Source organism: Pseudomonas sp. TE12508 (assembly GCF_056279485.1).
The window spans coordinates 1-18587 of the sequence record NZ_JBWCCN010000015.1 but is presented as its reverse complement, the minus strand read 5'-3'; the positions used below and the strand labels follow the sequence as shown (position 1 = coordinate 18587).

The 18587-nt window shown below is 56.8% G+C and carries 18 protein-coding genes and 5 tRNA genes; 5 read left to right on the top strand and 18 right to left on the bottom strand.

Translation table 11 applies throughout. The annotated features are described in order from the left end of the window. Nucleotides 1–48: 48 nt before the first annotated feature. The 11 genes from ACZ9IM_RS20390 to ACZ9IM_RS20340 all read right to left on the bottom strand — a co-directional run bounded on the left by ACZ9IM_RS20390 (nucleotide 49) and on the right by ACZ9IM_RS20340 (nucleotide 9552). Nucleotides 49–1920 (bottom strand): SurA N-terminal domain-containing protein, encoded by a 1872-nt coding sequence (locus ACZ9IM_RS20390; protein WP_427622722.1) that lies wholly within the window; start codon nucleotides 1918–1920, stop codon nucleotides 49–51. A 102-nt stretch (nucleotides 1921–2022) separates the two neighbouring features. Then, a tRNA-Asp gene (locus ACZ9IM_RS20385) sits at nucleotides 2023–2099 on the bottom strand. Nucleotides 2100–2152: 53 nt separating this feature from the next. Continuing rightward, the gene (locus ACZ9IM_RS20380) at nucleotides 2153–2425 is read right to left on the bottom strand and encodes an HU family DNA-binding protein (protein WP_002552737.1); all 273 of its coding nucleotides are present in this window, start codon (nucleotides 2423–2425) and stop codon (nucleotides 2153–2155) included. 149 nt (nucleotides 2426–2574) lie between these two features. Next, the gene (gene lon, locus ACZ9IM_RS20375; protein ID WP_427622723.1) at nucleotides 2575–4971 is read right to left on the bottom strand and encodes an endopeptidase La; all 2397 of its coding nucleotides are present in this window, start codon (nucleotides 4969–4971) and stop codon (nucleotides 2575–2577) included. Between the two features lie 263 nt (nucleotides 4972–5234). Then, entirely contained in the window at nucleotides 5235–6518 is a 1284-nt protein-coding gene (gene clpX, locus ACZ9IM_RS20370) for an ATP-dependent Clp protease ATP-binding subunit ClpX (RefSeq protein WP_007946893.1), read from the bottom strand. Between the two features lie 113 nt (nucleotides 6519–6631). Continuing rightward, nucleotides 6632–7267 (bottom strand): ATP-dependent Clp endopeptidase proteolytic subunit ClpP, encoded by a 636-nt coding sequence (clpP, locus tag ACZ9IM_RS20365; RefSeq protein ID WP_007901795.1) that lies wholly within the window; start codon nucleotides 7265–7267, stop codon nucleotides 6632–6634. A 93-nt stretch (nucleotides 7268–7360) separates the two neighbouring features. Further along, on the bottom strand, nucleotides 7361–8671 hold the full coding sequence (gene tig, locus ACZ9IM_RS20360) for a trigger factor (RefSeq protein WP_476224835.1): 1311 nt from the start codon (nucleotides 8669–8671) through the stop codon (nucleotides 7361–7363). A gap of 400 nt (nucleotides 8672–9071) precedes the next feature. After that, nucleotides 9072–9147 (bottom strand) — tRNA-His (locus ACZ9IM_RS20355). A 78-nt stretch (nucleotides 9148–9225) separates the two neighbouring features. Continuing rightward, nucleotides 9226–9310, bottom strand: a tRNA-Leu gene (locus ACZ9IM_RS20350). Nucleotides 9311–9367: 57 nt separating this feature from the next. Then, a tRNA-His gene (locus ACZ9IM_RS20345) sits at nucleotides 9368–9443 on the bottom strand. A gap of 32 nt (nucleotides 9444–9475) precedes the next feature. Continuing rightward, nucleotides 9476–9552, bottom strand: a tRNA-Arg gene (locus ACZ9IM_RS20340). A 275-nt stretch (nucleotides 9553–9827) separates the two neighbouring features. Between ACZ9IM_RS20340 and folD the strand changes: the two genes are divergently transcribed. Then, a complete protein-coding gene (gene folD / locus ACZ9IM_RS20335) occupies nucleotides 9828–10682 on the top strand; it encodes a bifunctional methylenetetrahydrofolate dehydrogenase/methenyltetrahydrofolate cyclohydrolase FolD (protein ID WP_008073092.1) in 855 nt (284 codons plus the stop codon). Between the two features lie 2 nt (nucleotides 10683–10684). Here the strand turns inward: folD and ACZ9IM_RS20330 are convergent, their stop codons facing one another. After that, nucleotides 10685–10843: a hypothetical protein gene (locus ACZ9IM_RS20330; RefSeq protein WP_427622724.1), complete on the bottom strand. Its 159-nt coding sequence runs from the start codon at nucleotides 10841–10843 to the stop codon at nucleotides 10685–10687. Nucleotides 10844–10919: 76 nt separating this feature from the next. Between ACZ9IM_RS20330 and pbpG the strand changes: the two genes are divergently transcribed. Further along, nucleotides 10920–11858: a D-alanyl-D-alanine endopeptidase gene (pbpG, locus tag ACZ9IM_RS20325; protein WP_123496540.1), complete on the top strand. Its 939-nt coding sequence runs from the start codon at nucleotides 10920–10922 to the stop codon at nucleotides 11856–11858. 67 nt (nucleotides 11859–11925) lie between these two features. Here pbpG and ACZ9IM_RS20320 read toward each other — a convergent pair whose 3' ends face one another. The 3 genes from ACZ9IM_RS20320 to ACZ9IM_RS20310 all read right to left on the bottom strand — a co-directional run bounded on the left by ACZ9IM_RS20320 (nucleotide 11926) and on the right by ACZ9IM_RS20310 (nucleotide 13199). Beyond that, nucleotides 11926–12150, bottom strand: coding sequence for a hypothetical protein (locus ACZ9IM_RS20320; protein WP_007901789.1), 225 nt, complete (start codon nucleotides 12148–12150; stop codon nucleotides 11926–11928). Between the two features lie 7 nt (nucleotides 12151–12157). Beyond that, nucleotides 12158–12376 carry a DUF6021 family protein gene (locus tag ACZ9IM_RS20315; RefSeq protein WP_427622725.1) on the bottom strand — a complete coding sequence of 73 codons (219 nt, stop codon included), beginning with the start codon at nucleotides 12374–12376 and terminating at the stop codon, nucleotides 12158–12160. A gap of 94 nt (nucleotides 12377–12470) precedes the next feature. Continuing rightward, on the bottom strand, nucleotides 12471–13199 hold the full coding sequence (locus tag ACZ9IM_RS20310; protein WP_476224834.1) for a cysteine peptidase family C39 domain-containing protein: 729 nt from the start codon (nucleotides 13197–13199) through the stop codon (nucleotides 12471–12473). A gap of 171 nt (nucleotides 13200–13370) precedes the next feature. Between ACZ9IM_RS20310 and ACZ9IM_RS20305 the strand changes: the two genes are divergently transcribed. After that, entirely contained in the window at nucleotides 13371–13541 is a 171-nt protein-coding gene (locus ACZ9IM_RS20305; RefSeq protein WP_476224833.1) for a hypothetical protein, read from the top strand. Nucleotides 13542–13620: 79 nt separating this feature from the next. Here the strand turns inward: ACZ9IM_RS20305 and ACZ9IM_RS20300 are convergent, their stop codons facing one another. Then, on the bottom strand, nucleotides 13621–14370 hold the full coding sequence (locus tag ACZ9IM_RS20300) for a TerC family protein (protein WP_008073087.1): 750 nt from the start codon (nucleotides 14368–14370) through the stop codon (nucleotides 13621–13623). A 28-nt stretch (nucleotides 14371–14398) separates the two neighbouring features. Continuing rightward, complete coding sequence (locus ACZ9IM_RS20295; RefSeq protein ID WP_123496528.1) at nucleotides 14399–14641, bottom strand: hypothetical protein; 243 nt, start codon at nucleotides 14639–14641, stop codon at nucleotides 14399–14401. 181 nt (nucleotides 14642–14822) lie between these two features. On the opposite strand from ACZ9IM_RS20295, the gene nhaR reads away from it, so the two are divergent. Continuing rightward, the gene (nhaR, locus tag ACZ9IM_RS20290; RefSeq protein WP_476224832.1) at nucleotides 14823–15722 is read left to right on the top strand and encodes a transcriptional activator NhaR; all 900 of its coding nucleotides are present in this window, start codon (nucleotides 14823–14825) and stop codon (nucleotides 15720–15722) included. A 4-nt stretch (nucleotides 15723–15726) separates the two neighbouring features. On the opposite strand, the gene ACZ9IM_RS20285 is transcribed toward nhaR, so the two are convergent. Then, on the bottom strand, nucleotides 15727–16881 hold the full coding sequence (locus ACZ9IM_RS20285; RefSeq protein WP_008073084.1) for an MFS transporter: 1155 nt from the start codon (nucleotides 16879–16881) through the stop codon (nucleotides 15727–15729). A 335-nt stretch (nucleotides 16882–17216) separates the two neighbouring features. On the opposite strand from ACZ9IM_RS20285, the gene sstT reads away from it, so the two are divergent. After that, complete coding sequence (gene sstT, locus ACZ9IM_RS20280) at nucleotides 17217–18449, top strand: serine/threonine transporter SstT (protein ID WP_008011408.1); 1233 nt, start codon at nucleotides 17217–17219, stop codon at nucleotides 18447–18449. The last annotated feature ends 138 nt before the right edge of the window (nucleotides 18450–18587 follow it).

Here is an 18587-nt window from a genome sequence, read left to right as displayed (position 1 = left end):
CGGCTGTCTGGCCAGGGTTTTTTATGTCGCAGGAAACTCAGTCAAGCATCAGAAACGCTTGATCTCAGCCTCGCTCTCCAACAGCTTGCGGTAAGCCGCGAAGTCTTGCTGGCCAATGCGCGAGGCGAGGAAGCGACGGTATTGAACCTTCTCTTCTTCGGTCGGCGCCGCAGCTTCGTTCACAGCGTTCAGACGCACGATCACCAGGCTACCATCGGCCAGGGTCACGCTGCTGAAGGTCGGCTTGTCTTTGGAAACAGGCTTGGGCATGCGGAACAGCGCTTGCAGCACAGTCGGGTCGACCCCTTCCTGAGCACGCGTCGCAGCTTGAGTCACTTTCCAGTTCTGGCCATCGATCGCCTGGTCCAGTGCAGTCTTGCCATCGCGCAGGCTGACGATCAGTTGATCAGCCTTGGTCTTGGCGGCAGCACTGGCATGCTCCTTGGTCAGCTGCGCACGGATGCTGGCAGCCACGCTTTCCAGCGGCAGTTGCTCAGGCTTGCGGTGCTCCTTGGCGCGCAGCACGATCACGGTTTCCGGGTCCAGCTCGATGGCGGTGCTGTTGGCACCCTCATCCAGCACTTCAGGACTGAACGCAGCGGTCACTACGGCACGATTGGCCGCAATACCTTCGCCACCTTCCCGGCCGAATGGCGCGGACGTGTGGACAGTCAGCTTCAGGTCTTGTGCTGGCTGGGCCAGATCGGAGGCTTCGAACGACGAGTCTTCCAATTGCTTGGTCGCCTCGACGAAGCGCTGCTCGACCTGCTGGGTTTTCAGCTCGCGGGTCAGCTTGTCTTTCAGGCTGGCAAACGTCGGCACTTCAGGGGCTTCAACGCCCAGCAGCTTGATCAGGTGGAAACCGAAGTCAGTGCGAACCGGCTCCGAAACCTGATCCTTGGCCAACGAATACAGGGCTTTTTCAAACGCTGGATCGTAGACGCCTGGACCTGCATAACCGAGGTCACCGCCGTTGTTCGCCGAGCCTGGATCCTGGGAGAACTCCTTGGCCAGAGCCTCGAATTTCTCGCCTTTGGCCAGACGCGCCTGCACTTCTTCGATTTTGGCCTTGGCTTGCGCCTCGCTCACCTTATCGTTCACTTCGACCAGAATATGCGCAGCCCGGCGTTGCTCGGACAGGTTCGCGGTTTCTTTCTGATACGCCGCTTGCAAGTCTTCGTCCTTGACGCTGACCTGATCAAAGAAGGACGCCTTCTTCAATTCGAGGTAGTCGATGACCACCTGATCCGGCGTCATGAATTCCTTGGCGTGTTCGTCGTAGTAGGCTTTGACTTCGTCGTCAGTCAGTTTCACCGCCGCTGGATCTGCCTTGACGTTCAAGGTGGCGAAATCGCGGGTCTGTTTTTCCAGACGGGCGAAGGCCAGAACCTGTGCATCGGTGACAAAGCCGCTACCAGCCAAGCCAGCACGTAGCTGACCGATCAGCATTTCCTGAGCCAGCATCTGGCGAAATTGCAGACGGCTATAGCCCAGTTGACGGATCACCTGATCGAAGCGATCGGCGTTGAATTTGCCTTCCACCTGGAATTCAGGCGTTTGCAGGATCACCTGATCCAAAGCCGCTTCGGAGAAAGCGAATTTCGATTTTTCTGCGCCTTGCAGCAGCAGTTTGCGATCGATCAGGCCTTTGAGGGCCGATTCGCGCAGCATTTTTTCGTCGAGCAAGGAAGCATCGAAATCCTTGCCAAGCTGTTGCATGAGCTGACGGCGTTGCATATCAACCGCCTGGTTCAGCTCGTTTTGACTGATTTCTTCACCATTGACCTTGGCCGCATCCTGGCTGTTGGTCGTCGCCTGGAAAATGGCCTCGATACCGGTGAAAGCCATCAGTACAACGATGATCCCGATAATGGTCTTGGCAATCCAGCCTTGTGAATTGTCCCTGATATTCTGCAGCATGCGTCCCCCAGAAACGGTTGAACTTCAAAATTAGGCAACCGTGGAGCGTGGGTAGAATCCGGATAGAAGAAAGGCGCATCCGAGGATGCGCCTTCTCGTAACTGGCGGAGCGGACGGGACTCGAACCCGCGACCCCCGGCGTGACAGGCCGGTATTCTAACCGACTGAACTACCGCTCCGCTGCCAAGTCAGGAATGACCCCGACCCGGATAGGCAAAAACCTGAATCGAACTTAGTTGACAGCTTCTTTCAGTGCTTTACCGGCTTTGAAACCTGGCTTTTTGGCAGCGGCGATTTCCAGCGTCTTACCGGTCTGTGGGTTACGACCGATGCGAGCTGGACGATCGGTTACGGAGAAGGTACCGAAACCAACCAGAACAACAGAGTCACCAGCCTTGAGAGCGCCAGTGACGGATTCGATTACAGCGTCCAGCGCACGGCCAGCAGCAGCTTTCGGGATATCAGCGGATGCAGCGATAGCATCAATCAGTTCCGACTTGTTCACTCTAAGTCCCCTTATATCTATTTGAGTTTGATTCTAAGTTTTTTGGTAAAAGCAAAAAAACGAGTGCTGAATGGCCTACAGACACTTAAGAGCCGCTTTATAACAAGGGCTCTAAAAAACTGTCAACAAGCCCCCCAGGCAAATGCGTACTAATGCGTGCTAATTCTTTCCTTAGAGTCAGTCTCGCGTTTTTCATCCTTTGCAACGATCTCCGGAACCACATCCGGCAAGGGCTCCGGCGCGTATTGCAGCGCAATTTGCAGGACCTCGTCAATCCATTTAACTGGTTTAATCTGTAGATCTTGCTTGATATTGTCAGGAATTTCCTTCAGATCGCGTACGTTCTCTTCAGGAATGATCACCGTCTTGATTCCACCACGGTGAGCAGCCAGCAGTTTTTCTTTCAAACCACCAATCGCCAACACCTGACCACGCAAGGTGATTTCGCCGGTCATGGCAACATCTGCGCGTACAGGAATGCCAGTCAATGCTGACACCAGGGCCGTGCACATGCCTACACCGGCGCTAGGGCCATCTTTCGGCGTTGCCCCTTCAGGCATATGGATGTGGGTGTCGCGCTTCTCGTGGAAGTCCAGAGGAATCCCCAGGCTCTTCGCACGGCTGCGGACAACGGTCAGGGCTGCGGTGATCGATTCGACCATCACGTCACCCAGAGAACCGGTTTTGATCAACTGGCCTTTACCCGGCACGACCGCGGCTTCGATGGTCAGCAATTCGCCACCCACTTGAGTCCACGCCAAGCCTGTGACCTGACCGATCTGATCCTGCGACTCAGCCAGGCCGTAGCGGAATTTACGCACGCCCAGGAAGTGCTCGAGCATGTCGGCAGTGACCTTCACCGAGAAGCGTTTTTCCATCGCATGCTCTTTGACCGCCTTGCGGCAAACCTTGGCAATCTGGCGCTCCAGCCCACGTACACCGGCTTCGCGGGTGTAGTAGCGGATGATGTCGCGGATCGCTTCGGCGTCGAATTCCAGCTCGCCTTTCTTCAGTCCGTTGGCCGTAATCTGCTTCGGCGAAAGATATTTGACAGCGATGTTGATCTTCTCGTCTTCGGTGTAACCCGGCAGACGAATCACTTCCATCCGGTCCAGCAGCGCCGGCGGAATGTTCATGGAGTTGGATGTGCAAAGGAACATCACATCGGACAGGTCGTAATCGACTTCCAGATAGTGATCGTTGAAGTTGTGGTTCTGCTCGGGATCGAGCACTTCCAGCAACGCCGACGCCGGATCGCCACGCATGTCGCTGCCCATTTTGTCGATTTCATCGAGCAGGAACAGCGGGTTGCGGACGCCCACCTTTGTCATTTTTTGAATCAATCTTCCTGGCATCGAACCGATATAAGTCCGGCGATGACCACGAATTTCCGCCTCATCGCGCACACCACCGAGGGCCATGCGCACGAATTTGCGGTTGGTGGCGTGAGCGATCGACTCCGCCAGAGAGGTTTTACCCACCCCGGGAGGACCGACCAGGCACAGCACCGGACCACGAATCTTCTTCACGCGCTTCTGCACGGCGAGGTATTCGAGGATCCGCTCTTTGACTTCTTCCAGACCATAGTGGTCGGCGTCGAGAATATCTTCGGCACGAGCGAGGTCCAGACGCACCTTGCTCTGGGCCTTCCACGGCACTTGAACCAGCCAGTCGATATACGAACGCACCACCGTCGCTTCCGCGGACATTGGCGACATTTGCTTGAGCTTGTTCAGTTCGGCCTGAGCCTTGGCCAACGCGTCTTTCGGCAGACCGGCGGCATCGATACGCTTCTTCAGCTCTTCGATTTCGTTGTGGCCTTCGTCGCTGTCTCCCAGTTCTTTCTGAATGGCCTTCATCTGCTCATTCAGGTAGTACTCGCGCTGGCTGCGCTCCATTTGCTTTTTAACGCGGCCGCGAATGCGTTTTTCGACTTGCAGCAGATCGATCTCGGCATCCAGCAACGCCAGAACGTGCTCGACCCGGGCCGACAAATCGATGATTTCGAGGATTTCCTGCTTCTGCTCGATTTTCAGGGCCATGTGCGCGGCCATGGTGTCAACCAGGCGGCCTGGCTCGTCGATGCTGTTAAGCGACGACAGGACTTCAGCGGGGACTTTCTTGCCCAACTGCACATATTGTTCGAATTGAGCCAGCAGGCTGCGGACAAACACTTCCGACTCGCGCTCAGGCGCGTCGACTTCGTCGATCAGCGAAACTTCGGCACGGCAGTGGCCGTCGACTTCGCTGAAGCGCTCCACGGCGCCCCGCTGCTCGCCTTCGACAAGAACCTTGACCGTGCCGTCAGGCAGCTTGAGCAGCTGCAGAACGGTGGCGATGGTGCCTACGCGATAAAGTGCATCTTCACCGGGATCGTCGTCAGCAGGATTTCGCTGAGCCAGCAGAAGGATCTGCTTGTCGCCCGTCATCGCTGCCTCGAGGGCTTCGATGGATTTCTCGCGCCCCACGAACAGCGGGATAACCATGTGCGGATAAACCACGACATCACGCAATGGCAGGAGAGGCAATTCGATGGTTGTCTTCATGATTTCGCCTCTACGGCGGCCATAAGGCCGTAAACAGATGGAAGTAAGCTTGAAACCAAGATGGGGGCTGTTTTCAAAAAAAACAAGCGGATAAAAAAACCACTTTAAAGATCGCCGCTTACGGTAGCGCCTGCGTGGGTCCGGATACATCCAAAAAGGTCGGATGTCATGCTGCCTTCGCAGCGGTGCGGCGATCCGACAAGCCAGCTCCCACAATAGCAAAGGGGCCCGAAGGCCCCTTCTTTATTTCAGCAGTGTGACGCTTAGGCGTCTGGCGCTGCCTTGGCAGCCGGCTCACTGTTTTCGTAGATATACAGTGGCTTGGACTTGCCTTCTATAACGCTTTCATCGATCACTACTTTACTCACCTCGGATTGCGAGGGGATTTCATACATAGTGTCGAGCAATACACCTTCGAGAATCGAACGCAGACCACGGGCACCGGTTTTGCGTTCCAGGGCACGTTTGGCGACCGATTTCAGCGCGTCAGCCCGGAATTCCAGGTCCACGCCTTCCATCTCGAACAGCTTGGCATACTGCTTGGTCAGAGCATTTTTCGGCTCGGTGAGAATCTGCATCAACGCAGCCTCATCAAGCTCGTCCAGCGTGGCAAGTACCGGCAGACGACCAACGAACTCCGGGATCAGACCGAACTTGACCAGATCGTCAGGCTCGACTTCACGCAGGGATTCGCCGACTTTCTTGCCTTCTTCCTTGCTGCGCACTTCCGCGTTGAAACCAATGCCACCCTTGGTGGAACGGTTTTGAATAACCTTTTCCAGACCGGAGAACGCACCACCGCAGATGAACAGGATGTTACGGGTGTCGACCTGAAGGAATTCCTGCTGCGGATGCTTGCGACCACCTTGAGGCGGAACGGAAGCGACCGTGCCTTCGATCAACTTGAGCAGGGCCTGCTGCACGCCTTCACCGGAAACGTCCCGGGTGATCGACGGGTTGTCAGACTTGCGCGAGATCTTGTCGATCTCATCGATGTAGACAATGCCCATCTGGGCTTTTTCTACGTCGTAATCACACTTCTGCAGCAGCTTCTGAATGATGTTCTCGACATCTTCACCTACATAACCCGCCTCGGTGAGGGTGGTTGCGTCGGCGATGGTGAACGGAACGTTCAGCAAGCGGGCCAGTGTTTCGGCAAGCAGGGTTTTACCCGAGCCTGTCGGGCCGATCAGCAAGATGTTGCTTTTGCCGAGTTCGACGTCGTCATTCTTTTTGTCACGCTGGTTCAAACGCTTGTAGTGGTTGTACACCGCTACGGCCAGAACCTTTTTCGCACGCTCCTGACCAATCACGTACTGATCAAGGATGCCGCTGATTTCTTTAGGCGAAGGCAATTTATGCGCGCTGCTTTCGGCCTGGGCTTCCTGCACCTCCTCACGGATGATGTCATTGCACAGGTCGACGCACTCGTCGCAGATAAAGACCGAGGGGCCGGCAATCAATTTGCGTACTTCATGCTGGCTTTTGCCACAGAAGGAGCAATAGAGCAGCTTGCCGTTGTCCTCGCCGTTGCGGGTGTCAGTCATTCGTTCGATCCAAATCCGATAGGCTTGCAACACAAGATGAAGGCTATTGCGGGCTTTTTCAAGCCCGCCGGTGATCAGACCAGCTGACCAACCCTATTTTGAGCTGCTTATTATTAAGCGGGGCGCTGGTTGATCACTTCATCGATCAACCCGTATTCACGCGCGGCTTCAGCGCTCATGAAATTATCGCGGTTGGTATCGCGCTCGATTTCTTCAAGAGTGCGCCCGCTATGCTTGGCCATCAGCGTGTTGAGACGCTCACGAATGAAGAGGATTTCCTTGGCATGGATTTCGATATCCGAAGCCTGGCCCTGGAAACCGCCCAGTGGCTGGTGAATCATCACACGCGAGTTCGGCAGGCAGTAACGCTTGCCCTGGGCACCGGCCGTCAGAAGAAACGCGCCCATGCTGCACGCTTGACCAATACAAGTGGTCGACACGTTTGGCTTGATGAACTGCATGGTGTCATAGATCGACATGCCCGCCGTGACCGAACCGCCCGGGGAGTTGATATAGAGATGGATGTCCTTGTCCGGGTTTTCCGCTTCAAGGAACAGCAGTTGCGCACAGATCAGGTTGGCCATGTAGTCCTCTACCGGACCAACCAGAAAAATCACTCGCTCCTTGAGAAGGCGCGAGTAGATGTCATAGGCGCGCTCGCCACGAGCAGACTGCTCGACAACCATCGGGACCAGGCCGCCTGCGGCCTGGATATCAGAGTTCTGCTGAATATAGGAATTACGGAACATGCTCTGCAGTCACTCCCAAATAGTTATGTCTTGAATACGCATAAGCCAGCACGAAGGCTGGCTTATGGTGTGTGCTTCTTACCGCAAAAACGATCAGTCGGCTTGTGGAGCTTCTACCGGCTTGACAGCTTCTTCGTAAGAGACCGATTTGTCGGTCACGCTAGCTTTCTGCAGAACAGTATCCACAACTTGTTCTTCCAGCACAACCGAACGGACTTCGTTCAGTTGCTGGTCGTTCTTGTAGTACCAGGACACAACCTGCTCAGGCTCCTGGTAAGCCGAAGCCATTTCCTGAATCATCTCGCGAACGCGGGCTTCGTCAGGCTTGAGGTCGAATTGCTTGACCACTTCAGCCACGATCAGACCCAGCACAACGCGGCGCTTGGCTTGCTCTTCGAACAGCTCGGCCGGCAGCTGGTCAGGCTTGATGTTGCCACCAAACTGCTGAACAGCCTGCACGCGCAGACGGTCAACTTCGTTGGACAGCAGAGCCTTTGGTACTTCGATCGGGTTGGTGGCCAGCAGACCGTCCATAACCTGATTCTTGACCTTGGATTTGATCGCCTGACGCAGTTCACGCTCCATGTTCTTGCGAACTTCGGTGCGGAAGCCTTCCAGACCGGTTTCCTTGATGCCGAATTGAGCGAAGAATTCTTCGGTCAGCTCTGGCAGTTTAGGCTCGGAAACGGTGTTCACGGTTACGGTGAACTCAGCGACTTTGCCTGCCAGGTCGAGGTTCTGATAGTCCTCAGGGAAGGTCAGGTTCAGAACGCGCTCTTCGCCGGCTTTAGCGCCGACCAGACCGTCTTCGAAGCCTGGGATCATACGACCGGAACCCAGCACCAGTTGGGTGCCTTTGGCGGAACCGCCAGCGAACACTTCACCGTCGACCTTGCCGACGAAATCGATGTTCAGTTGATCTTCGTTCTGAGCAGCGCGATCGGCGACTTCGAAACGGGTGTTCTGCTTGCGCAGGATTTCCAGCATCTTGTCCAGATCGGCATCAGCCACGTCAGCGCTCAGGCGCTCGACAGCGATACCTTCGAAACCGGCAACGGTGAACTCCGGGAACACTTCGAATACGGCTACGTATTCCAGGTCCTTGCCTGCTTCCAGGGATTTAGGCTCGATCGAAGGCTGACCAGCCGGGTTCAGCTTCTGCTCAACCACAGCTTCGTAGAAAGAAGACTGGATTACGTCGCCTACAGCTTCCTGGCGAGCGTCAGCACCGAAACGGCGCTTGATTTCGCTCATTGGCACTTTGCCTGGACGGAAGCCAGCGATCTTGGCCTTTTGGGCGGTCTGCTGCAGACGCTTGTTGACCTGGCTCTCGATACGCTCAGCCGGCACGGTGACGCTCATGCGGCGCTCAAGAGCAGTAGTATTTTCAACAGAAACTTGCATGGATATTCCTCGTTGCACAGACGTTAGCCGGCCGTTTCCGACCCCAGAATCAAGGGCATGCATTCTAGTGGGTCAAACTCAAGAAGTCACCCTACTGAAAACGGGTAAAAAAGCAGCAGGCAATTTATAGGCGGGGACAAACGGTTGTGCCTCGCCCTGTTAGCAAATACAGCCAGTCATGCCAAGGCTCTGCACCCATCCTTCTATATATAGAAGGAATCGGCAATCCATCCCTGACAGCCGACCCCGCGAAGGGATCGACGGACAAATCGTGCATCATCGAGAAACATAAATACGATGAAACGACCTGACCCTGCGACCCACAACCTGCAGTCGTCGACACTCAAACAACTGAAACAAAAAAGGCGCCAGACTGTTAAATCTGGCGCCTTTCGAAATATGGGGTGGACGATGGGGATCGAACCCACGACAACGGGAGTCACAATCCCGTGCTCTACCAACTGAGCTACGCCCACCATATTGCGTGACAAAGAAGCCAAACAACTTCTTTGCTGAGCCCCAACCAAGCCAAGCGGCAAGAGTGAAGCTTTATTTGGTGCGGATGAAGAGACTCGAACTCTTACGCCTCGCGGCGCTGGAACCTAAATCCAGTGTGTCTACCAATTCCACCACATCCGCGGATTGAAGCTGTTAAAGCAAAGGCGCCAGACTGTTAATCTGGCGCCTTTCGAAATATGGGGTGGACGATGGGGATCGAACCCACGACAACGGGAGTCACAATCCCGTGCTCTACCAACTGAGCTACGCCCACCATATCGCGCTACTTGTGCCAAAGTTGCCTAATGGCGCACCCGGCAGGACTCGAACCTGCGACCATCCGCTTAGAAGGCGGATGCTCTATCCAGCTGAGCTACGGGCGCCTTGTTAATCTGTACCCTTGAAGGACTACAAACTAAGTGCTTTTCAGCCTTGCGGAAGCGTAACTCCGCTCGACCTTCTCAACCAGTGCTAGGCTGTGCCCGACAAGTGCGACGAATAGTATAGAGCCCCCCAGAGGTCGTCAAATCCTTTTTAAAAAAAATTCATTTAATTAAAGGAGTTAGGGGAATTTGCAGACCAAGCGCCTTTGCCCTCACCTCATGACATGCGAGAATGCGCTCTCTTTTTTTCCCCTCTCGATGGTTAATCACGCGCAATGACTGCACAACTAATCGACGGCAAATCGATCGCCGCCAGCCTGCGCCAGCAGATCGCCAAACGAGTCGCCGAGCGTCGCCAGCAAGGCCTGCGCACACCCGGCCTCGCGGTGATCCTGGTCGGCAGCGATCCTGCCTCTCAGGTTTATGTCTCGCACAAGCGTAAAGACTGTGAAGAGGTCGGCTTCCTTTCGCAAGCCTATGACCTGCCTGCCGAAACCACTCAAGAAGCACTGACCGATCTGATCGATCGCCTGAACGATGACCCGGCGATTGACGGCGTTCTGCTTCAACTGCCTTTACCTAAACATCTGGACGCCTCCAAATTGCTGGAGCGCATTCGTCCTGACAAGGATGTCGACGGTTTCCACCCTTATAACGTCGGCCGCCTGGCCCAGCGTATCCCGCTGCTGCGTCCGTGCACACCCAAAGGCATCATGGCGCTGCTGGAAAGCACCGGCGCCAAGCTAAACGGGATGGATGCGATCATTGTCGGGGCTTCCAACATTGTTGGCCGTCCGATGGCAATGGAACTGCTGCTGGCCGGTTGCACCGTGACCGTTACCCACCGCTTCACCAAAGATCTGGCGGACCATGTCGGTCGCGCCGACCTGGTGGTGGTTGCCGCCGGTAAGCCGGGCCTGGTCAAAGGTGAGTGGATCAAGGAAGGCGCGATCGTGATCGACGTCGGCATCAATCGCCAGGAAGACGGCAAGCTGGTCGGTGACGTGATCTATGAAACCGCCCTGCCCCGCGCCGGCTGGATCACTCCGGTACCGGGTGGCGTTGGCCCGATGACCCGCGCATGCCTGCTGGAAAACACGCTGTACGCCGCGGAAACACTGCACGGCTGAGTTCACGCTGCTTGCAGCGCCGCATAAAGGAACCCCGCCAGTCGCGGGGTTCTTTTTGCCTGCAGAAAAAGCTCGACCATCCGCCGGAAAAGCCCGTTTTTATCAGGCGCCCAGGCACTTTCATCTGAACATCGAACAACCATCGACAGTTCTTCAGCCATACTCCTAAAATGCGTCGCTTTTTAAAGAAACAGCCCGTTACAAAACGGTATATCCACCCTTTATGAGTCCGCCAGCGTGAAAATCCGTCTTTCAATCCTGAGCCTATTTTTTGCATTTACAGGGACTTTCACCACGCCAACGATCAACGCTGCAGAAACTACTGCCGCCCCCCGAGACACTTCACAACTGAAGATCGCTTCCGGCAGTGTCTTGCTGATGGATATGCAAACCAACAAAGTGATCTATGCCAGCAACCCTGACGTCGTAGTGCCAATCGCATCCGTCAGCAAACTGATGACTGGCCTGGTGGTGGTAGAAGCCCGGCAGAACATGGACGAGTATCTTTCCATCAACATCAGCGATACCCCGGAAATGAAAGGCGTGTTTTCCCGAGTCAAACTCAAAAGCGAATTGCCACGCCGAGAGATGCTGCTGATTGCCCTGATGTCCTCGGAAAACCGTGCCGCTGCGAGTCTGGCCCATCACTATCCGGGCGGCTATGTCGCGTTCATTGCCGCCATGAACGCCAAAGCCAAAGCGCTGGGAATGACCAGCACCCACTTTGTCGAACCGACGGGCCTCTCTCCTCGCAATGTGTCCACCGCCCGCGATTTGAGCAAACTGCTGATCGCCGCACACAAGTACCCGCTATTGACTCAATTGAGCACCACCAAGGAAAAAACCGTTTCGTTCCGCAAACCCAACTACAGCTTGGGTTTCCGCAACACCGACCATTTGGTCAACAAGCCTAACTGGGACATCAAACTGACCAAAACCGGCTTTACCAACGCGGCCGGTCACTGCCTGGTGCTGGTGACCCACATGGGAGATCGGCCGATGGCGCTGGTGATTCTCGATGCCTTCGGCAAGTACACGCACTTTGCCGATGCCAGCCGGATTCGCAGCTGGGTCGAAACCGGCAAGAGCGCCAACGTGCCGTCCGTAGCCCTGCAGTACAAATCCGACAAGAATCTCAAGCATCGCCAGAGCGGTGTGGTTGAAGCATCGAAATAAGGTCGAAACGTCTGTAAACAGCCGGTAAATGAAAGCCCCGAATGTTCGGGGCTTTTTTTGTCCACGTTTAATCATTGGGCAACGGCATCTGATCGTCATCCGGGATGCCATCCCCGGCACTCGGGTCTCTCCAGCCCTGTGGATGCTTGGTCGGCACCACTGTCGGCCTGGCCAAGGGATCCCTTAACGGGCTGTCCGGATCCATCACCGGGTCCAGGTCCGCTTCAGGGGTTGTCGGAACACTGTCTGGAGGGTCTGGACGTTTGTCGTCAAAGCTCGAATCGGTAGACATACGCACCTCACTGAGACTTGGGTTTCAGATTACCGAGTGGGTCGTAAGGCTTCGCGGGTGCCTTCTTGCCCGCCTCACCCGGCTTTATATCCCTGGGCGCCTTGGCGGGCCCGATGGGGTCGACCTGAGGATCGGCGAGGTCTGGAGAATCGGGGTCGAACCCCAACTCATTATCAGACGAATGCTCAGACGAGTGCGGGCCGGTGGGGGTATTGGACTGTGCCATGGACGCCTCCTGTTCATGGTCCCGGAAAAATCCGGGCCCTCTACTTGAGACTTCAGCATAGCGTGGCGGTGCCATGCTGATGACGAGCGGAAACTTACTGCGCGGTCAGCGCCTTCTTCGCCCGGGCTGCCGCCTGTTCCTGACCTGACTGGGCAAGATCGCTCGCCGCCTTCAGCCAGCGCTGCTGATCGACATTGGCCGGAATCTGGTCCGGCTTCTGGATCAATACAGCCCAGCCACCGGCATTCTCGAACGCCGATTCAAAGGCGCTGAACCCCATCAGCAACCGACGCTCCATCCCGGCGCGCAGCAACACCGTCTGCTTCTGACGATTGTAACCGGCGAGAATGGCGTATCGCGGCTCCGCCCAAAACGCCGAGCCTTCCGTGAAGCGCACCATCACCGGATAACCGGCGGCGACCTGGGTCAGCAGCGCCGGCAAATTTTTGTCGAGGGGGTAGACCACCATCCCGTATTCGCGGGCGAGATTCTGCATGTTCTGCTGCAACCGGTCTTCGGCACCCGGCAAATGCAGAGGTTTGTCGAGCAGCCCCGGGGTTATCACGATGCCCTGCCGGGACAGCAGACTAGCCAGCACCTGAGGCCCGCTTTGATAACTTTGCCCACGGTAGAACGTACCGCTGAGTTCGACCCGCTCCGGCAGACGCTTGATCTCAGGCGCCACGCTCCCCGCACAGCCAGCCAGGCTGGCAACGCAGCCAACGATCAGCACCAAAGATCGAATTCGAGAAAATACCCGCACCATCATCACTCTCTTGTTCAGACGCCAGGCAATCGCACAGCCGGCTTGGCCGTCGATCATAGGATGCCGCGCGACAGCGGTATAGCCTTAACCGGCAGTTGATTGCATTCGATAGAGCGAACTGGTTGGTTATAGGCGACCTTTGGTCAATAGCCTGAAATACAGCAGCGGCTAGACTGTCATTTACCAAGGACGAGTGTGTGCCCGATGCAGGGCAAAGAGGAGGCACTGATGAGCCTGACAATGACCATTGTAATGTTGATCTCCGGCTGGCTGGCCGTGGCCACCGCCATGCTGTGGGGCGTTTTGCGTATTACCCACCGGCACCATCACCACCCGGTTCAATCGGCGCCTGTGGCGAAAACCGATCAGCCGGCTGCCCGCCCCGCCACCGCGCACTGACCGGCGCTTTTCGGTCGTCCAAACTAAAACGGCCGCCTGGACTCTTGCGAGTTCAGGCGGCCGTTTCATTTAACGAAGGTTACGCTTGAGCGGCGATGCGCTTCTGCCTGGCCCGACGCGACAGCATGTTCAAGCCTTCGATCGTGGCCGAGAACGCCATGGCCGCGTAGACGTAGCCTTTCGGTACGTGGGCGCCAAAACCTTCGGCGATCAGCGTCATGCCGATCATGATCAGGAAGCCCAGCGCCAGCATCACCACCGTCGGGTTGTCGTTGATGAACTTGGCCAGAGGGTCAGCGGCCAGCAACATCACCAGTACCGACACCACCACCGCGATGATCATGATCGGCAAATGCTCGGTCATGCCGACGGCGGTAATGATGCTGTCGATGGAGAACACCATGTCCAGCATCAGGATCTGACCGATCGCAGCAGCAAAACCCAGGGTCACGGTCGAGGTGGCCGAGGTCGGATCATCCGGCGCCGGGTCCATGCTGTGATGGATCTCGGTGGTCGCCTTCCACAACAGGAACAGGCCACCGGCAATCAGGATCATGTCCTTCCAGGAGAACGCATGGCCGAGAATATCGATCACCGGCTCCGTCAACTGTACGATGAACGCGATGGTGCTCAACAGCGCCAGGCGCAGGATCAACGCCATGCCGATACCGATGCGTCGCGCTTTCTGGCGATGCTGTTCGGGCAGCTTGTTGGTGAGGATCGAGATAAAGATCAGGTTATCGATGCCGAGCACGATTTCCATCACCACCAGCGTGGCCAGGGCGACCCAGGCAGTGGGGCTTGCAGCAAGTTCTAAAAGGTATTCCATGGGTCAGTCCTGACTCGTTGTAAACGGTTTAGATTTCCTGGGACGAAGAGTCGGTTTTGTCCGTCTCTTTGGCCGGTTGTTCTTTCTTGCTGATCAAACCGCCCGTGGCATCGCTGAGCGCTTGCTCTGCCGCCTTGTGGGTATCGTCAATCGCCTGTTTGGCGGTTTCGGCAGCCTTGCCCATCAATTGCTGAGCGCTTTTCTCGGCCTGGTCGCAACCGGCCAGCACCAGTAAAGACGTGATCAGCAGTGCTGTGGTTTTAAGCTTCATGATGCTTCCCTCGATAGAACAGACAGAACCGAAAAGGCGATCCGTCGATAGCGAGGCATTCTAAGGAAGCAAACACTTCAGGAAAATTCGTATTTTTAGCGGTTATACTTCGGTTTTAACGAATCCATACAGTGTATGGCGTATGCCCTACGGATGATGTGAACAACGGGATTTCACCAACATGCTTAATTATCGACAGCTGCATTACTTCTGGGTGGTGGCCAAGACCGGCAGCATTGTGCGCGCCTGCGAGCAATTGAACCTGACGCCACAGACCATCAGCGGGCAGATTTCCCTGCTCGAGCAAACCTATGGCATCGAGTTGTTTCGCAGGGTCGGCCGACAGCTGGAACTCACCGAAGCCGGACGTCAGACGCTCCCTTACGCCGAGCAGATGTTCCAACTCGGTGGCGAACTGGAGTTGATGCTGCGGGCGCAGCCCAATGAGCAACAGATTCTGTTTCGGGTGGGCGTCGCCGACGTGGTGCCCAAATCCATCGTTTATCGCCTGATCGCACCGACCATGGAGTTGAGCGAGCCCCTGCGTATCACCTGTCGCGAAGACAAACTGGAACGTTTGCTTGCCGACCTGGCGATTCAACGCCTTGATCTGGTGATCTCCGACAGCCCGATGCCCTCGAATCTGGACATCAAGGGCTACAGCCAGAAGCTCGGCGAATGCGGCATCAGCTTCTTCGCCACCACAGAGTTGGCGGCTCGATATGGCCAGCAATTCCCCCGCAGCCTGCACGGCGCCCCACTGCTGATTCCCGGACCGGAAACCGTGGTGCGCAGTCGCTTGCAACGCTGGTTTGCCGAACAGCAGATCCAGCCGCGGATCGTCGGCGAATTCGACGACAGCGCCCTGATGCAGGCCTTCGGCCAATCCGGCAGCGGGATATTCATCGGCCCGAGCGTGATTGCCGACGAAGTGAAACGCCAATGCGACGTGGAGTTGATCGGCCAGACCGACGCGGTGCGCGAGTCGTTCTACGCCATCTCAGTGGAACGCAAGGTCAAGCACCCCGGCATTGTCGCCATTACCGAAGGTGCCCGACGCGAGTTGTTTGTCGAGATGTGAGACGTCAGGCGCAGATTTCGCGAGGTTTGAAGGTCATCAGCGCCATCGCCAACAGGATCGAGACCAGAATAAAACCAGCCGCCGCGAAACCCAGGCCGCCCAGGCCCACACTGTCGATCACTCGCCCACCGACCATCGCGCCCAGACCGATTCCGAGGTTGGCCCCGGCGATATTCAGCGATGCAGCAAAAGCCGGAGCCTCAGGCGCAGCCTTCATCAGGCGCACGTGACTGACCAGGAACAGTGCGGCCTGAGTCACGCCCCAAATACCCATCGCTGCCGCCAGACCGAGGGGTGAATGAATGTTCGGCACCAAGGCCACCATGCCGGCAATCATGAACGCACAAAACGTCACAGAAGCGATCAGCGGATGCCGATCCACCGCACGGCCGCCCAGCGAATTGCCGATCAAGCCGACCGCACCAAAGCCCATCAGGCACCAGCCGACCACCGTGCCGTCGAAACCGGCCAGCCGCTCAAGAATGTCCGCCAGGTAGGTGTACGCGGTGAACATGCCGCTGAACACCAGGATCGATAACAGCACATGCCCCAGCATCAACGGGCTGCGCAGAATTTTGAACTGCGAGCGAAAACTCACCTGATGCTGGTGCAGGTTGGTTTTCGGCAGGTAAATAAACAGCAGCAACGCCTTGGCAAATGCGATCACCGCCAGAATGCCGAAAGCACTGCGCCAGCCGAACGCATCGGAAATCAGCGTACCCACCGGAATACCGAACACCGTGGCGCAGACAATGCCGAAACCAATCTTGGCGATGGCCCGCCCGGCGTAGTCCGGCCCGACGATGTCCACTGCAGTTTCACTGGCCAATGCCCAGAACACCGGCAGCCCCAACGCCGGAATCAATCGCGCAACGGCCATCACCCCGATGTTCGGCGCCAGTGCCGCCAGCGTGTTGGCCAGGCCGAACATGATCAGCACGCTGATAAACAGTTTGCGCCGTTCAAACCTTGCAAAGTAGGCGGTCAGGAACGGCCCGAAAGCGGCCACGGTAAAGGCGAACAGGGTCACCAGCAAACCCGCTTGAGGGATGCTGACGTCCAGATCACGGGCGATTGCCGGCAACAGGCCGACGATGATGAATTCCGTGGTCAGCACCGTAAAACCGGCGGCGGACAACAGAAGAATGGGCAACAGCATGCAGAACTCCAGGAAAACGACGACACCAGCGACAGCCCGAAGGCTCACTGGCAGAACTTGAAAATGAGGATGGCGAAGCTTAACAGAGTGTTTCCGGACGAGGTTGCACGAACCTGCAAATCGCGTTGAGCAATCGGGTGGCAGATCGTCACAGGTCTGAAGGATCACGGCTACGCTGTGATAAAGTCCGCGACCTGCAGTACGTACACCCTGTTCATCGGCCAATCATTGGCATTGATGTCGCGATCCCCTTCGGTTCCCTCCATGTGGCCTGCCCGGCTTTTTGCTGCATGAGCCAAGGAACCCTGCACCCTAATAAAATCAGAGATGCCGTTATGACCGCTTCATCCCCTTCTCTCTTGCAACGCCTGAAACACAGCAGCCTGGTCACGCAAATCATCATCGGCCTGATCGCCGGGATTACCCTGGCGCTGTTCGCGCCTGAGTTGGCCAAGTCCACCGCCTTCATCGGCAAAGTGTTCGTCTCGGCGCTCAAGGCTGTCGCGCCGATTCTGGTGTTCGTGCTGGTCATGGCCTCGATTGCCAACCATAAGCACGGCCAGGAAACCCACATCCGGCCGATTCTGTTTCTGTACCTGCTGGGCACCTTCGCGGCGGCCGTGGTGGCGGTGATCGCCAGTACGCTGTTTCCGTCGAGCCTGGTGCTGTCGACCCAAGACGTTGCGGTGACCGCACCGGGTGGCATCAGCGAAGTGTTGCAGAGTCTGTTGCTCAGCGTGGTCGACAACCCGGTCAGTGCGTTGATGAACGCCAACTTCATCGGCATTCTGGCTTGGGCGATCGGCATGGGTGTTGCGATTCGCCATGCCGGCGAGACGACGCGCGAAGTACTGGGCGATCTGTCCAATGGCGTGACCTTAATCGTGCGTCTGGTGATTCGCTTTGCGCCATTGGGGATCTTCGGCCTGGTGGCCTCGACCCTCGCCACCTCCGGTTTCGGCGCCTTGATCGGTTACATGCATCTGCTGGCTGTGTTGTTGGGCTGCATGCTGTTCGTGGCGCTGGTGATGAACCCGGCCATTGTGTTCTGGAAGCTGCGTCGCAACCCGTATCCGCTGGTACTCACCTGCCTGCGCGAGAGCGGCATCACCGCCTTCTTCACCCGTAGTTCGGCGGCGAATATTCCGGTCAACCTGGAGTTGAGCAAGCGCCTGGGCCTGCACGAAGACACTTACTCGGTGTCGATCCCGCTCGGCGCCACCATCAACATGGCCGGCGCTGCGATCACCATCACCGTGTTGACCCTGGCCGCCGTGCATACCCTGGGCATCGCCGTGGACATTCCGACAGCCATCCTGCTCAGCATTGTCGCGGCGATCTGTGCCTGTGGAGCCTCGGGCGTGGCCGGCGGTTCGTTGTTGCTGATTCCACTGGCGTGCAGCCTCTTCGGCATCCCGAGCGAAATCGCCATGCAGGTGGTGGCAGTCGGCTTCATCATCGGTGTGTTGCAGGACTCGGCGGAAACCGCGCTGAACTCCTCCACCGACGTGCTGTTCACCGCGGCGGCGTGCCAAGGTGAGGAGTTGAAGGCGCAGCGTTTGGCGTAAAACGCACCTGTAGGAGCCAGGCTTGCCGGCGAAACGTGGGAGCGGGCTTGCTCGCGAAGGCGGTGTATCAGGCAACGATGATGTCGACTGACACTCCGTCTTCGCGAGCAAGCCCGCTCCCACAGGTTCCGCGGCAAG

Bases quoted from the DNA above. Each gene is read 5' to 3' on its own strand.
- lon (WP_427622723.1), bottom strand. From the start codon at position 4,971: ATGAAGACAACCATCGAATTGCCTCTCCTGCCATTGCGTGATGTCGTG.
- ACZ9IM_RS20315 (WP_427622725.1), bottom strand. From the start codon at position 12,376: ATGGCACAGTCCAATACCCCCACCGGCCCGCACTCGTCTGAGCATTCG.
- ACZ9IM_RS20310 (WP_476224834.1), bottom strand. From the start codon at position 13,199: ATGATCGACGGCCAAGCCGGCTGTGCGATTGCCTGGCGTCTGAACAAG.
- nhaR (WP_476224832.1), top strand. From the start codon at position 14,823: ATGCTTAATTATCGACAGCTGCATTACTTCTGGGTGGTGGCCAAGACC.
- folD (WP_008073092.1), top strand. From the start codon at position 9,828: ATGACTGCACAACTAATCGACGGCAAATCGATCGCCGCCAGCCTGCGC.
- sstT (WP_008011408.1), top strand. From the start codon at position 17,217: ATGACCGCTTCATCCCCTTCTCTCTTGCAACGCCTGAAACACAGCAGC.
- ACZ9IM_RS20300 (WP_008073087.1), bottom strand. From the start codon at position 14,370: ATGGAATACCTTTTAGAACTTGCTGCAAGCCCCACTGCCTGGGTCGCC.
- ACZ9IM_RS20285 (WP_008073084.1), bottom strand. From the start codon at position 16,881: ATGCTGTTGCCCATTCTTCTGTTGTCCGCCGCCGGTTTTACGGTGCTG.
- tig (WP_476224835.1), bottom strand. From the start codon at position 8,671: ATGCAAGTTTCTGTTGAAAATACTACTGCTCTTGAGCGCCGCATGAGC.
- ACZ9IM_RS20330 (WP_427622724.1), bottom strand. From the start codon at position 10,843: ATGGCTGAAGAACTGTCGATGGTTGTTCGATGTTCAGATGAAAGTGCC.
- clpP (WP_007901795.1), bottom strand. From the start codon at position 7,267: ATGTTCCGTAATTCCTATATTCAGCAGAACTCTGATATCCAGGCCGCA.
- ACZ9IM_RS20320 (WP_007901789.1), bottom strand. From the start codon at position 12,150: ATGTCTACCGATTCGAGCTTTGACGACAAACGTCCAGACCCTCCAGAC.
- ACZ9IM_RS20305 (WP_476224833.1), top strand. From the start codon at position 13,371: ATGAGCCTGACAATGACCATTGTAATGTTGATCTCCGGCTGGCTGGCC.
- clpX (WP_007946893.1), bottom strand. From the start codon at position 6,518: ATGACTGACACCCGCAACGGCGAGGACAACGGCAAGCTGCTCTATTGC.
- ACZ9IM_RS20295 (WP_123496528.1), bottom strand. From the start codon at position 14,641: ATGAAGCTTAAAACCACAGCACTGCTGATCACGTCTTTACTGGTGCTG.
- ACZ9IM_RS20390 (WP_427622722.1), bottom strand. From the start codon at position 1,920: ATGCTGCAGAATATCAGGGACAATTCACAAGGCTGGATTGCCAAGACC.